The sequence below is a fragment of the Paenibacillus sp. FSL H8-0548 genome, from assembly GCF_038630985.1.
Classification (GTDB): Bacteria; Bacillota; Bacilli; order Paenibacillales; family Paenibacillaceae; genus Pristimantibacillus.
The window spans coordinates 6,720,338-6,735,000 of the sequence record NZ_CP152049.1 but is presented as its reverse complement, the minus strand read 5'-3'; the positions used below and the strand labels follow the sequence as shown (position 1 = coordinate 6,735,000).

The 14,663-nt window shown below is 45.1% G+C and carries 13 protein-coding genes and 1 other annotated feature; all 13 genes read left to right on the top strand.

The window, feature by feature from the left end:
• Positions 1-22: 22 nt before the first annotated feature.
• The 13 genes from rlmB to rpoC all read left to right on the top strand — a co-directional run bounded on the left by rlmB (position 23) and on the right by rpoC (position 14,496).
• On the top strand, positions 23-778 hold the full coding sequence (rlmB, locus tag MHI37_RS28520) for a 23S rRNA (guanosine(2251)-2'-O)-methyltransferase RlmB (RefSeq protein ID WP_076338919.1): 756 nt from the start codon (positions 23-25) through the stop codon (positions 776-778).
• A 3-nt stretch (positions 779-781) separates the two neighbouring features.
• Positions 782-1,306, top strand: a complete 525-nt coding sequence (locus MHI37_RS28515; protein WP_076338918.1) for an NYN domain-containing protein — start codon at positions 782-784, stop codon at positions 1,304-1,306.
• Positions 1,307-1,592: 286 nt separating this feature from the next.
• Positions 1,593-2,243 (top strand): RNA polymerase sporulation sigma factor SigH, encoded by a 651-nt coding sequence (gene sigH / locus MHI37_RS28510; protein ID WP_076338917.1) that lies wholly within the window; start codon positions 1,593-1,595, stop codon positions 2,241-2,243.
• A gap of 313 nt (positions 2,244-2,556) precedes the next feature.
• A complete protein-coding gene (gene rpmG, locus MHI37_RS28505) occupies positions 2,557-2,706 on the top strand; it encodes a 50S ribosomal protein L33 (RefSeq protein WP_015847242.1) in 150 nt (49 codons plus the stop codon).
• Between the two features lie 18 nt (positions 2,707-2,724).
• Complete coding sequence (gene secE, locus MHI37_RS28500) at positions 2,725-2,934, top strand: preprotein translocase subunit SecE (protein ID WP_053373883.1); 210 nt, start codon at positions 2,725-2,727, stop codon at positions 2,932-2,934.
• 24 nt (positions 2,935-2,958) lie between these two features.
• Entirely contained in the window at positions 2,959-3,492 is a 534-nt protein-coding gene (gene nusG / locus MHI37_RS28495) for a transcription termination/antitermination protein NusG (RefSeq protein WP_076338916.1), read from the top strand.
• 120 nt (positions 3,493-3,612) lie between these two features.
• Positions 3,613-4,038, top strand: coding sequence for a 50S ribosomal protein L11 (gene rplK / locus MHI37_RS28490; RefSeq protein WP_076338915.1), 426 nt, complete (start codon positions 3,613-3,615; stop codon positions 4,036-4,038).
• 100 nt (positions 4,039-4,138) lie between these two features.
• The gene (gene rplA, locus MHI37_RS28485; protein WP_076338914.1) at positions 4,139-4,831 is read left to right on the top strand and encodes a 50S ribosomal protein L1; all 693 of its coding nucleotides are present in this window, start codon (positions 4,139-4,141) and stop codon (positions 4,829-4,831) included.
• A gap of 12 nt (positions 4,832-4,843) precedes the next feature.
• Positions 4,844-5,009: a sequence feature (ribosomal protein L10 leader region), on the top strand.
• Positions 5,010-5,066: 57 nt separating this feature from the next.
• Positions 5,067-5,570: a 50S ribosomal protein L10 gene (rplJ, locus tag MHI37_RS28480; protein WP_076338913.1), complete on the top strand. Its 504-nt coding sequence runs from the start codon at positions 5,067-5,069 to the stop codon at positions 5,568-5,570.
• Between the two features lie 86 nt (positions 5,571-5,656).
• Positions 5,657-6,016 carry a 50S ribosomal protein L7/L12 gene (gene rplL, locus MHI37_RS28475; protein WP_076338912.1) on the top strand — a complete coding sequence of 120 codons (360 nt, stop codon included), beginning with the start codon at positions 5,657-5,659 and terminating at the stop codon, positions 6,014-6,016.
• A gap of 221 nt (positions 6,017-6,237) precedes the next feature.
• On the top strand, positions 6,238-6,840 hold the full coding sequence (locus MHI37_RS28470; protein ID WP_076338911.1) for a class I SAM-dependent methyltransferase: 603 nt from the start codon (positions 6,238-6,240) through the stop codon (positions 6,838-6,840).
• A gap of 385 nt (positions 6,841-7,225) precedes the next feature.
• A complete protein-coding gene (rpoB, locus tag MHI37_RS28465; RefSeq protein ID WP_076338910.1) occupies positions 7,226-10,774 on the top strand; it encodes a DNA-directed RNA polymerase subunit beta in 3,549 nt (1,182 codons plus the stop codon).
• Positions 10,775-10,869: 95 nt separating this feature from the next.
• Positions 10,870-14,496, top strand: coding sequence for a DNA-directed RNA polymerase subunit beta' (rpoC, locus tag MHI37_RS28460; RefSeq protein WP_076338909.1), 3,627 nt, complete (start codon positions 10,870-10,872; stop codon positions 14,494-14,496).
• Positions 14,497-14,663 lie beyond the last annotated feature (167 nt).

The following is a 14,663-nucleotide window of genomic DNA, read 5'->3' as shown; positions in this document are numbered from 1 at the left end:
GAAGATACGAGGAGGGATACCGATGACTGAAGAAATTATCCAGGACGAAATGATTGCCGGTAAGCACCCTGTACTTGAGGCGCTGCGCTCGGGTCGTGAAATTAATAAAATATGGATTGCCGACGGTGCGCAGAAAACATTAACGCAGCCGATCGTTGCTGAAGCTAAAAAGTTTGGAATCGTTGTTCAGTTTGTCGACAAACGGAAGCTTGATAGCTTAACACCGGGCGTAACTCATCAAGGCGTTGTCGCACAAGCTGCCGCCTTTGCTTATGTGGAGGTAGAGGAGATTCTTGAGCGTGCGAAGCAGAGGGATGAAGTTCCATTTATATTGCTTCTGGATGAGATTGAAGACCCGCATAATCTCGGCTCCATTCTGAGGACAGCAGAGTGTACGGGTGTACATGGCGTTATTATTCCTAAGCGCCGCTCGGCATCCTTGACGGCTACTGTCCTAAAAACGTCTGCAGGCGCCGCCGAGCATGTGCCTGTCGCTCGTGTAACGAACTTGGCTCAGACCATTGATAGGTTGAAGGAAGCGGGAGTATGGGTAGCGGGAACTGACCTGGCAGCTTCGCAGGACGTATACAAGATGAAGTTTGATATGCCGCTGGTTGTTGTCATTGGCAATGAGAGCAAAGGAATGGGAAGACTAATTAAGGAAAAATGTGATTTCCTCGTTAAGCTGCCGATGCTTGGCCAATTGAATTCGTTGAATGCATCTGTTGCAGCTGGTGTTCTGATGTATGAGGTCGTTCGACAGCGCCGGAGTACTTAGATCATGAACCGGCGCGACGATATTTTGTTAGTCGACGGGTATAACATGATTGGGGCTTGGCCGGTGCTTGAGAAACTGAAGGAATATGACCTTGAGGAGGCTCGTGATAATCTGCTTGGCATGCTTGCGGATTATCAAGGCTTCACCGGCATGCAGGTTTATGTGGTGTTCGACGCGCATCAGGTACCTGGGATAGGAGCCACATATCGCAAGCACAAGCTAACGATCGTCTATACAAAAGAGAAAGAAACGGCTGATGAATGTATCGAGCGTCTTTGCTCAGAACTATTTGTGAGACGAAGGAACATTTATGTTGCTACGTCCGATTTAGTAGAGCAGCATGTGGCTTTTGGCAAAGGAGCGCTGCGTGTATCCGCTCGCGAGCTGCTTATTGATATCGAGCAAAACAAAAAAAATATTAAACAATCGCTCCGTGAGGATAAGCCCGGAACACGCAATTCGGTAGACGGTATCGTGAGCCTTGAGATTCGCAGCAAGCTGGAAAAGCTTCGACGCGGTGAGAAATAAAAGAAATTAGATGAATAAGGATGATAAGAAAAGGTTCATTGATCCACAAGGTTACAAAAATGCTAATTAATAGATTATATTTGGAAGTCTGATTGGTTGACGGTGTAAGGTTACATAATGTATACTAGCTCTAATATTAGCGATAAGAACGAGTGGATTTTGCTTGGTATACATTCTTATCTTTCGGCGTTGACCACTGCTTAATTCATACTTATGGATAAAGCTAGATCGGTTAGCGTGAATATGAATCTAGCGATGTACGCCTTGCAGGCCGGAGGGATAGTTCGTGAGTATCGACCTCAAAGAATGGAGTACGCTTGAGTATGACAGCAGTACGGACGAGGATATCGTAGAAGCGGTCCGCAATGGCGACAGCATAGCGTTGGAATATTTGATAAATAAGTATAGGAACTTTGTGAGAGCCAAAGCGCGCTCGTATTTTCTTATCGGTGCGGATCGGGAAGATATCGTACAGGAGGGTATGATTGGTCTTTATAAGGCAATTCGTGATTTTAAAGGTGATAAGCTTGCAAGCTTTAAAGCCTTTGCGGAATTGTGTATAACCAGACAAATTATTACCGCCATCAAAACAGCCACGCGTCAGAAGCATATCCCGCTTAATTCCTACGTATCACTCGATAAGCCCATTTATGATGAAGACTCGGATCGTACGCTGCTCGATGTTATTTGCGGCACGCGAGTTTCTAATCCTGAAGAATTAATCATAAACCAAGAAGAGTTTATAGGCCTGGAAGATAAGATGTCTGAAATATTAAGCGACCTTGAGCGTAAGGTATTAATGCTTTATTTGGACGGAAGATCGTATCAGGAAATCGCGGTTGACTTGGATCGTCACGTCAAATCGATTGATAATGCTCTTCAGCGCGTAAAGCGTAAGCTTGAACGTTACTTGGAAGTCAGAGACATAAGCGGTTAAACACAATGATTTGTATATCGTTCAAGGTGAAGACTGTCTTCCATCTGGCGGTTTCTAGATGAGAGATAGTCTTAATTGTTTTAAATGGCTTGAAGTAGAGTATACTGATAGAAACGAGCCTGATGTCAAGGTAGTTACCAATTATTCGTAGGCCGCACAGCTATCTTTTACGTTGACATCAAAATTACGGTATGATAAAGTGTTTAGGTAGGCCTAAATTCGAGGTTTTTTTTCGTATTGGCGTCGGAATCAATGAACTTTCATATAGAGCTTCATGATTCGTATTTTGTAGCAGTTCGGGAGGTGTAATTCAATGCGGGTAATTATCACGTTGGCATGCACAAACTGCAAACAGAGAAACTATGCGAGCAGCAAGAACAAACGCAATCACCCCGACCGCATCGAGTTGAAGAAGTTTTGCAAGTTCTGTAACGAGCAGACTCCTCATCGCGAGACGAGATAGTCAAATGGAGGTGTGAACGTGGCATTTTTGGCTAAACTAAAGCAAAGCTTTGGGACAACGTTTAGTTTTTTTGCCGACAGCTGGGCGGAGCTTAAGAAGGTTCGCTGGCCAAGTCGTAAAGAGTTGACAAGCTATTCAATCGTAGTTTTGCTTACGATCACGCTTGTAACGATTTATTTCTGGCTTCTTGACATCGGGATCTCGTCTCTGGTTGAACTCATTGTTTAAGAAGGGTCCAAAGGTGGATTTGTGATGGAAAAAAGATGGTACGTCGTGCATACCTATTCAGGCTATGAGAACAAGGTGAAAGCCAATTTGGAGCGCCGTGTTGAATCAATGGGCATGGAAGATAAGATCTTCCGCGTGCTCGTTCCTATGGAAGAAGAAGTGGTAGAGAAGGATGGCAAGAAAAAAACCGTCCAACGTAAAGTCTATCCCGGATATGTTCTTGTGGAAATGGTTCAAACCGATGATTCATGGTACGTTGTTCGTAATACGCCTGGCGTAACTGGATTTGTAGGATCAACAGGTGCCGGTTCAAAACCGATTCCTCTATTGCCTCATGAGGTTGAGCAAATACTCAAGCACATGGGCATGGATGAGCCGAAACCGAAAATCGAGTTCGATCTGAAGGAAACCGTACGCGTTAAAGTAGGTCCTTTCGCAGATTTTGTCGGTACAGTGGAAGAAATTTTATTGGACAAAGCGAAGTTGAAAGTTCATGTTAACATGTTTGGCAGGGAGACCCCGCTAGAGCTGGATTACACTCAAGTGGAAAAGATATAATATCTGGTTCCCGTACCCACCCGGAATGAATGGGTGGGGATTTGGAGCGAAGTGACATTGCTTCTTTGAGAAGTAAATGTTGCTTACGCATGGAATAAAGGGTTAGGAGGTGTGTCAGGCATGGCAAAAAAGGTCATCAAATTGGTCAAATTGCAAGTTCCTGCTGGTAAAGCAAACCCAGCGCCGCCGATCGGTCCAGCACTAGGTCAAGCAGGCGTTAACATTATGGCGTTTTGTAAAGAGTTTAACGCTCGTACAGCAGATCAAGCAGGCTTGATTATTCCAGTCGTTATTACAGTATTCGAAGACCGTTCCTTTACATTCGAAACTAAAACGCCGCCGGCAGCAGTATTGCTACGCGTTGCAGCTGGAATTGAAAAGGGTTCAGGCGAGCCTAACAAGAAAAAGGTCGCTACTGTAAAACGTGACAAAGTTCGCGAAATCGCTGAGCAAAAAATGCCCGATCTAAACGCAGCTTCAGTTGAAGCAGCAATGCGTATGGTTGAAGGTACTGCTCGCAGCATGGGCGTAACTATTGTTGACTAATACCGCGAGGTAGCTTGCTTTGCGAGGCTTCGGCTTTCGCGAGTGGGAGGATCATCCTTAGGAGGATTTTCCGCTACAACCACATAAGGAGGAAATTACAATGGCTAAACAAGGTAAAAAATATTTAGAAGCTGCTAAGCTTATTGACAGCGAAGCAACTTACGAGCCTTCAGAAGCGATCGAGCTTGTGAAAAAGGCAGCTACAGCTAAATTTGACGAATCCGTTGAAGTAGCAGTACGTTTGGGTGTAGACCCGCGTAAACAAGATCAAGCTGTTCGTGGTGTAGTTGTACTGCCACACGGTACAGGTAAAACAAAACGCGTTCTCGTTTTCGCAAAAGGCGAAAAAGTGAAAGAAGCGGAAGCTGCGGGTGCTGACTTTGTTGGCGATGCAGATATGATCAACAAAATCCAACAAGGCTGGTTCGAATTCGACGTTTGCGTAGCAACGCCGGACATGATGGCTGAAGTTGGTAAACTTGGACGTATCCTCGGTGGTAAAGGTTTGATGCCTAACCCTAAAGCAGGAACAGTAACGTTTGACGTTGCTAAAGCCGTTCAAGAAATTAAAGCCGGTAAGATTGAATACCGTCTTGATAAAGCAGGTCAAATCCATGCTCCTATCGGTAAAGTATCTTTTGATGCTGAGAAACTCAACGAGAACCTCAAAGCATTGATCGACGCGCTTAACCGCGCTAAGCCAGCAGCAGCAAAAGGTATTTACCTGAAAAACATCGCCGTTTCTTCGACAATGGGCCCTGGCGCTCGTGTTTCCACAGCGGTATATCGCTAAGAAGAACGGAACTAAATTCGAATACGCATACCGTAGACAGTAGGTGCCATTAGGCTTAATTTCCTACCGAGGTGTTATGATAAAACGTTTGTAAGCAATATTCGATCCTTTCGGATTGATGCGCGATAACGACATCATGGCCTTCGCAGTCTCTGCGAAGGCCTTTCTCATGCATCGAGGCGTGGAAAGCCCGTCGTAATTAACGGAATGTATACTATTACGGGAGGTGTACAGTTTGGCTAACGCAAATATCATCCAAGAGAAACAAGAGGCAGTTGCCGTAATCGCGGCAAAGATCGCTGCTAGCTCCAGCACAGTAGTAGCTGATTATCGTGGATTGAACGTTGCGCAAGTAACTGAACTTCGGAAACAACTTCGTGAAGCAGGGATCGAATTCCAAGTTCTTAAAAACTCGCTCGTTCGTCGTGCAACTGAAGGTACGGATTATGTAGAATTGAACAATATTCTTACAGGTCCTACAGCCATTGCATTCGGTACAGAAGACGCTATTGCTCCAGCAAAAATTTTGAACGATTTCGCTAAGAAAAATGAAGCTTTGAAACTTAAAGGCGGCATTGTTGAAGGTAAAGTCGTATCAGAAGAAGAAATCAAAGCTCTTGCGGAACTTCCGTCCCGCGAAGGTTTGCTTTCTATGCTACTCAGCGTATTGCAAGCTCCAATGCGCAACTTCGCGCTTGCGGTTAAAGCAGTCGGCGAGAAACAAGAAGCACAAGCTTAATATTCAACTAGCTACAGCGTTAAGCCGACGAAAGTTGGCTGTGTGATAAACCAAAAAAAATAAACCATATTCCCGGAGGTATAATCATGTCTAAAGATCAAATCTTAGAAGCGATTAAAGTAATGAACGTTCTTGAACTGAACGATCTTGTTAAAGCAATTGAAGAAGAATTCGGCGTAACTGCAGCAGCTCCAGTAGCAGCAGCAGGTGCTGGCGCAGCTGTTGCAGCTGAGCAAACTGAATTCGACGTAATTCTTAACGGTGCTGGCGCATCGAAAATCAACGTAATCAAAGTTGTTCGCGAAATTACAGGTCTTGGCCTGAAAGAAGCGAAAGACTTGGTTGACAGCGCTCCTAAAGCTGTTAAAGAAAAAGTTTCTAAAGAAGATGCAGAAGCAGTTGCAGCTAAGCTTTCCGAAGCTGGCGCTTCCGTAGAAGTTAAATAGTATTGCTTTGACAAAATAAGCTGATCATGCGATTGAACGTTGAATCGGCTGACGAGCCCCTTGAACCGTAAGGATTCAAGGGGTTCGTTGTATGTTAAAAGATAAGAATGTATAAGTTAGCATACTTATACATTCTTATCTTTCAACGCGAAACGAGCCATTGCCGCTGCGGCTGGTGATAGCTGTTAGCGATGGATGCTATGCAACAACGGAGGAGATGAATGATGTCGAATCACTATTACTCACAGAGCCCAGATGTGAAGCATAATCGTCAAGTTCATGAAGTGTCTCTTCGAGACTTTTCTTTTAAATTAATGACGGATGCTGGCGTATTCTCAAAGTCGGGTGTCGATTATGGGAGCCGAGTATTAATTGATGCATTAGAACTGGACGCTAATGCAAAGGTGCTGGATGTTGGTTGTGGTTACGGGCCAATTGGTCTGACAGCAGCGAAGCTTGCTGAGAATGGGCAAGTAACAATGATTGATATTAATGAAAGAGCAGTGGAGTTATCGCGTGAGAATGCAAAGCTCAATCAACTGTCCAATGTAACTGTTTTGCAGAGTGATCTGTTCCAAGCGGTTAAGCATCTGAAATATGATGCCATCGTAACGAACCCTCCTATTCGGGCGGGTAAAGCGGTTGTTCATCAGATATTTGAAGAAGGCTATGAATTGCTCGAGGATGGCGGCAGCATGTGGGTTGTCATTCAGAAGAAGCAAGGAGCGCCTTCGGCGAAAGTGAAACTAGAGTCTTTGTTTGATGAAGTAGAGGAAGTGACGAAGGACAAGGGCTATCGAATTTTTCGAGCTGTAAAAGGCTAGTTAAATGATGCAATTGTTGTTTGTAAAATAGTTTTGAAAATCAAGTTAAATTTATTGACTTGACTTTTTAGATATGGTAAAATTATAAAATGTCAGCATTAAATTGGGCTCTATCTCTTTAGTTAACTAAAATGTCAAGTGTAAATTTAGAGCGCGGAATGCATAACTTTTACACAATTGACGTATAATGTTTACGTTTTGGGCAAAATTATTTGATATGAGACTATCGCGATCCGCGCTGTGATTGGTTAATTGCCGGAACATGCTCTTTTTTCGAACCTATTCGATAAGGGCTTTTCTTTATTTGACTATATAGGCGGCTGGTCCGTCTAGAGTGACGCAGTGGTATCGATGCTGTGATACAGACATGAGGGGTGAGGTTAAGTTGGCAGGACAACTTGTTCAGTATGGTCGGCGCGCGCGAAGAAGCTACGCCAGGATCAACGAGGTGCTGGAAGTCCCGAACCTGATTGAAATCCAACAAAAATCGTATGAGAAGTTTTTGGACAGTGACTTAATTGAATTGTTCCAAGACATTTCTCCGATTTCGGACTTTACGGGCAATCTATCGCTTGAGTTTATCGACTATAGCTTAGGTGAACCGAAATATTCGGTCGATGAATCTAAAGAGCGCGACGTGACGTATGCAGCTCCTTTACGTGTTAAGGTACGTCTTTTTAACAAAGAAACCGGCGAAGTAAAGGAACAAGAAGTTTTCATGGGTGATTTCCCGCTTATGACAGACACCGGAACGTTTATTATTAACGGAGCCGAGCGTGTCATAGTCAGCCAATTGGTTCGATCCCCGAGTGTGTACTTCAGCACGAAGGTCGATAAGAACGGGAAGAAAAACTACACGGCGACGGTTATTCCTAACCGCGGCGCGTGGCTAGAGCTTGAAACGGATGCTAAAGATATCATCTACGTGCGTATTGATCGGACTCGTAAAATACCGGTAACGGTGCTTTTGCGTTCGCTTGGATTCGGTACGGATGCTGAGATTCTTGAGCTGCTTGGCCATGACGAGTATATTCGCAACACATTAGACAAGGACAATACGGATTCAACTGAGAAAGCGCTGATTGAAATTTATGAGCGTCTTCGTCCAGGTGAACCGCCGACTTTGGATAATGCGAAGAGCTTGCTGGTCGCTCGTTTCTTTGATCCAAAACGTTATGATTTGGCCAACGTAGGCCGATACAAAATAAATAAAAAACTCCACATCAAGAATCGGTTGTTCAACCAACGACTGGCGGAAAATTTAATTGATCCTACCACTGGCGAAATCATCGCTGAAGCCGGACAAATGATTGACCGTCGTTTGCTTGATGAAATCCTCGAAAAACTCGAGAAGGATGTTGGCTTCAAAACTTATCACGTGGCTAACGGCGTATTGGATGCTGATAGTATTCCACTACAAACGATAAGTGTATTCTCTCCATATGATGAAACCAAGGTTATTAAAGTAATTGCTAATGGCACGATTGATAAATCCGTTAAGCACATCACGCCTGCGGATATTATTTCTTCCATTAACTACTTTATCAACTTGCTTCATGGTGTAGGCAGCACGGATGATATCGATCATCTCGGTAACCGTCGTCTGCGTTCAGTAGGAGAGCTGCTTCAAAATCAATTCCGTATCGGTTTGTCTCGGATGGAGCGCGTTGTACGCGAGAGAATGTCCATTCAAGATGCGAATGCAATTACGCCACAAGCGTTGATTAACATTCGACCGGTTATTGCTTCAATAAAAGAGTTTTTCGGATCCTCGCAGCTTTCCCAGTTTATGGACCAAACGAATCCGCTTGCTGAGCTGACGCATAAGCGTCGTCTATCCGCACTCGGGCCCGGTGGTTTGACTCGGGAACGCGCTGGCTTTGAAGTTCGTGACGTCCATCACTCCCACTATGGGCGGATGTGTCCGATCGAGACGCCAGAGGGACCAAACATCGGTTTGATCAACTCCTTGTCTTCGTTTGCTCGTATTAATGAGTATGGCTTCATTGAAGCTCCGTACCGTTGGGTAGATCCGAAGACTGGAATTGTAACAGAACAAATCGCGTACTTGACTGCTGATGAGGAAGATAACTATGTCATTGCGCAAGCAAATGCTATGTTGACCCCTGAGGATAAATTCGCAGAAGAAAATACGATTGTTCGTTACAACAAACAAGCTGATAACATTTTGACTATGCCAAGCGATCGCGTTGATTATATGGACGTATCTCCGAAACAGGTAGTATCTGTTGCGACAGCGTTAATTCCATTCTTGGAAAACGATGACTCCAACCGTGCCCTAATGGGATCGAACATGCAGCGTCAAGCAGTGCCGCTTCTTATTCCTAGATCGCCGCTTGTTGGAACTGGAATGGAGCATAAAGCAGCAAAAGATTCCGGAGTTTGTATCGTTGCGAAGTATGACGGTATAATCGAGCGCGCTTCTGCTAATGAAATCTTGCTGCGTCGCGTTGAACAAATTGATGGCAAGCCAGTTGCTGGCGATTTGATAAAGCATAAGCTGCACAAGTTTATGCGTTCCAACCAAGGAACGTGCATCAACCAACGTCCACTTGTACGTAAAGGTGATGTTATTAAGAAAGGTGATATTCTTGCAGATGGTCCTTCCACTGAAATGGGCGAATTGGCTCTTGGGCGCAACGTAGTCGTTGCATTCATGACGTGGGAAGGCTACAACTATGAGGATGCGATCCTGCTTAGTGAGAAGCTTGTGAAAGAAGATGTTTATACATCCATTCACATCGAAGAATACGAGTCAGAAGCTCGTGATACGAAGCTTGGACCTGAAGAAATCACTCGTGACATTCCGAATGTCGGCGAAGAGGCTCTTCGTAATCTAGATGAGCGCGGTATCATTCGTGTTGGTGCTGAAATTGGCGCTGGCGACATCCTTGTTGGTAAAGTAACACCTAAAGGTGTGACGGAGTTGACAGCGGAAGAAAGATTGCTTCATGCGATCTTCGGTGAGAAGGCTCGTGAAGTTCGTGATACATCGCTGCGTGTACCGCATGGTACCGATGGTATCGTAGTGGATGTTAAAGTATTTACACGTGAGAACGGCGACGAGTTGCCGCCTGGAGTTAACCAATTGGTTCGTGCTTATATTGCTCAAAAACGGAAAATTTCCGAAGGCGACAAAATGGCCGGCCGTCATGGTAACAAAGGGGTTATCGCCCGTATCATGCCTGAAGAAGATATGCCGTTCCTGCCTGATGGTACACCGGTTGAGGTTGTACTTAACCCGCTGGGCGTTCCTTCACGGATGAACATTGGTCAAGCGCTTGAGGTTCACCTCGGCATGGCCTGTAAACATCTTGGCATTCACGCTGCAACGCCAGTATTTGACGGCGCTCGCGAGAATGACGTTTTCGATACAATGGAAGAAGCTGGCATGCAGCGTAACGGTAAAACCGTACTGTATGATGGACGGACAGGCGAGAACTTCGAGCGTGAGGTTACAGTTGGTGTCATGTATATGATCAAGCTGGCGCACATGGTCGATGATAAAATCCATGCCCGTTCCACTGGTCCTTACTCACTTGTTACACAGCAGCCGCTCGGTGGTAAAGCACAGTTCGGTGGTCAACGTTTCGGGGAGATGGAAGTATGGGCGCTTGAGGCATATGGCGCTGCGTACACGCTTCAAGAAATTTTGACAGTTAAATCCGATGACGTTGTTGGTCGTGTGAAAACATACGAATCTATCGTCAAGGGCGAAAACGTTCCAGAGCCTGGTGTTCCGGAATCGTTTAAAGTTTTGATCAAAGAGCTTCAAAGCTTAGGTATGGATGTTAAAATTCTATCTGAGAATGAAGAAGAGATCGAAATGAAGGAAATGGACGATGAAGACGAGGCAACGGGTGACAAGCTCAACCTCAATATAGAAGGTGCTGAGATCAGCGCTGCTGAATAAACTAGTTGCTGGATTCCGTCGCATGGTCACGCGCCTGTGACGGAATCTAGCTGATTAGATAGACATTGTCATACATGACGGAGGAGGGTTGCTCCTTGTTGGACGTGAACAACTTCGAGTATATGAAAATCGGTCTGGCTTCGCCGGATAAAATTCGCTCGTGGTCCCGCGGAGAAGTTAAAAAGCCGGAGACGATCAACTATAGGACCTTAAAGCCGGAGAAGGAAGGTCTCTTCTGCGAGAAAATTTTTGGACCTACGAAAGACTGGGAATGTCATTGCGGTAAATACAAACGTGTACGCTATAAAGGTGTTGTTTGTGATCGTTGTGGTGTTGAAGTAACTCGGGCTAAAGTTCGTCGTGAACGTATGGGTCATATCGAGCTTGCTGCGCCAGTATCTCATATTTGGTATTTCAAAGGGATTCCAAGCCGCATGGGTCTTGCACTAGATATGTCCCCTCGCTCGCTCGAGGAGATTATCTATTTTGCATCTTATGTAGTTACAGATCCAGGTGATACCCCGCTTGAGAGAAAACAACTGCTGTCTGAGAAAGAATACCGCAGCTATCGTGAGAAATACGGCTACGGTTTCCACGCAGGTATGGGTGCTGAAGCGGTTAAGAAGCTTCTTCAAGACATCGATGTGGAGAAAGAATTAGAGCAATTGAAGGAAGAATTACGCACTGCTCAAGGGCAGCGCCGTAACCGTGCAATTAAACGGCTTGAAGTTGTTGAAGCATTCCGTAACTCCGGCAACAAACCGGATTGGATGATTCTTGACGTGCTTCCTGTTATTCCTCCGGAGCTTCGTCCGATGGTTCAGCTCGATGGAGGACGTTTCGCTACGTCTGACCTTAATGATCTGTATCGTCGTGTTATTAATCGGAATAATCGTCTGAAGCGTCTACTAGATTTGGGTGCTCCTGATATTATCGTGCAAAATGAAAAACGGATGCTGCAGGAAGCGGTTGATGCTTTGATCGATAACGGTCGTCGCGGTCGTCCTGTAACAGGTCCTGGTAATCGTCCGCTTAAATCTCTAAGCCACATGCTTAAAGGTAAGCAAGGACGTTTCCGTCAGAACTTGCTAGGTAAACGGGTTGACTACTCTGGTCGTTCGGTTATCGTTGTAGGTCCAAATCTAAAAATGTTCCAGTGCGGTCTTCCGAAGGAAATGGCACTTGAATTGTTCAAGCCTTTCGTTATGAAAGAGCTTGTAAATAAAGGCTTAGCACATAATATTAAAAGTGCGAAGCGCAAGGTTGAACGCGTAAGCCCAGAGGTATGGGATGTACTTGAGGAAGTTATTAAAGAACATCCAGTATTGCTGAACCGTGCCCCGACGCTTCACAGACTAGGTATTCAAGCATTTGAGCCTATTTTGGTTGAAGGCCGCGCGATTAAGCTTCATCCGCTCGTATGTACAGCATATAATGCTGACTTCGATGGTGACCAAATGGCGGTACACGTTCCGTTGTCTGCGGAAGCACAAGCTGAAGCTCGTTTGCTTATGCTTGCATCAGGCAACATCCTTAACCCGAAAGACGGCAAGCCAGTCGTTACTCCTTCACAGGATATGGTTCTAGGAAGCTTCTACTTGACGATGGATAACAAAGAGGCTAAAGGTAGTGGTTCTGTATTCGGCACCATTAACGAAGCAATCTCTGCTTATCAACGTGGTATTGTTTCCTTGCACGCTAGAATATTCATTCCAGTGCGTGTGCTTAAGAAAGTTAATTTTACCGAGCAGCAGCAAGCATCGTTACTCGTTACTACAGTTGGTAAAGTAATCTTCAACGAAATTTTCCCAGAGGATTTCCCTTATATCAACGAGGCAACGAAAACGAACCTATTGCAAGGTACACCTGATAAATACTTTGTATACGAAAAAGGCGCCGATCTTCCGAAGTTTTTGGACGCGATCGAAACGCCAGGCGCTGTAGGTAAGGATTATCTCGCATTAGTTATTGCGGAATGTTTCCGTCAATACCACACTACGCTTACTGCGATGCTTCTTGACCGCATTAAACAGCTTGGTTTCACTTACTCGACTAAGGCTGGTATTACGATCGGCGTGTCCGACGTTATCATCCCGAAAGAGAAAGACGAAATCATGAAGCGCTCCGATGATAAGGTTGCTACCGTTATGAATCAATACCGTCGTGGTTTGATTACAAACGAAGAGCGCTATGACCGAATTATCACGATTTGGGGTAAATGTAAAGACGAGATCACCGAGGTTCTTATGAAATCGATGGATCGTTATAACAACATCATGCTTATGGTGGACTCCAAGGCACGGGGTAACAAATCTCAAATTACTCAGCTTGGCGGTATGCGTGGTCTGATGGCCAATCCATCCGGTCGTATCATTGAGTTGCCAATTAAATCAAACTTCCGCGAAGGTCTGACCGTACTCGAGTACTTTATCTCGACTCACGGAGCGCGAAAAGGTTTGGCGGATACTGCACTTCGGACAGCCGATTCCGGTTACTTGACTCGTCGACTCGTTGACGTTGCACAAGACGTAATCGTGCGTGAAGATGACTGTGGCACGGACAAAGGCTTCTCCGTAAGCAAAATTCAAGATGGTAAAGAGGTTATTGAAGACCTTTATGACCGTATTGAAGGACGTTATGCGTTTGAAACCGTTCGTAATCCAAAAACAGGCGAAATTATCGTTAATCGCAGCGAGCTTATTGATTCTAATAAAGCCGATGCCATTATTGATGCTGGCGTTGAAAAACTGCAAATTCGTTCCGTACTGAGCTGCCGTGCGCGTCATGGCGTATGTAAGATCTGTTACGGCCGCAACCTTGCAACTGGTAAGCACGTTGAGATTGGTGAAGCGGTAGGTATTATCGCGGCTCAATCGATCGGAGAGCCAGGAACACAGCTGACGATGCGTACGTTCCATACGGGTGGCGTAGCCGGCGATGATATTACACAAGGTTTGCCGCGTATCCAAGAGTTGTTTGAGGCGCGTAATCCGAAAGGTCAAGCGATCATTTCTGAGCTTGACGGTGTAATTAAAGAAATCCGTGAAGCTAAGGACCGTCGTGAAATCGAAGTTCAAGGCGAAGCGGAATCCAAAGTGTATGCCGTTACTTATGGCTCGCGTATTCGTGTAACCCAAGGCCAACAAATCGAAGCCGGCGATGAGCTGACTGACGGTTCTATTGACCCTAAAGACATGCTGCGCATCAAAGGTATCCGCGGAGTTCAGAACTATATTTTGCAAGAAGTACAGCGCGTTTATCGGAACCAAGGGGTAGAAATCAATGACAAGCACGTTGAGGTCATGATTAAACAAATGCTCCGTAAAATCCGTATCGTAGACGCTGGCGGTACGACTCTGCTTCCTGGTGCGTTTGTTGATATTCATGAATATGAATCACAAAACCGCGCTGCGATTTTTGCAGATCTCGAGCCTGCCGTTGCAAAACCAGTTCTACTCGGTATTACGAAGGCATCGCTTGAAACAGATTCCTTCTTGTCAGCAGCTTCTTTCCAAGAAACAACTCGCGTATTGACTGATGCGGCTATTAAAGGCAAAGTTGACCAGTTGCTTGGACTCAAAGAAAATGTTATCATAGGTAAGTTGATTCCAGCTGGTACTGGAATGGCGCGCTATCGTAACATTCGACTTGCTGGTCTAGAAGATGAAGCTATTACTAAAGTTGAAGGCGAATTAGAGACCGAAGCTGTAACTGTCGACTAATTGTTGATGTATACTTTGGATCGATAGCCCGATGCTAGCATATATTGCAGGAGCGTTCCATCTTCCGTTTTCTTTTGGAAGCGGAGGATGATCGCTCTTTTGTATGTTTAAAGCACGATTGTCTTTTGAGAAAGTTTTACAAATGATAATCATAGAAGTTTCTTGAC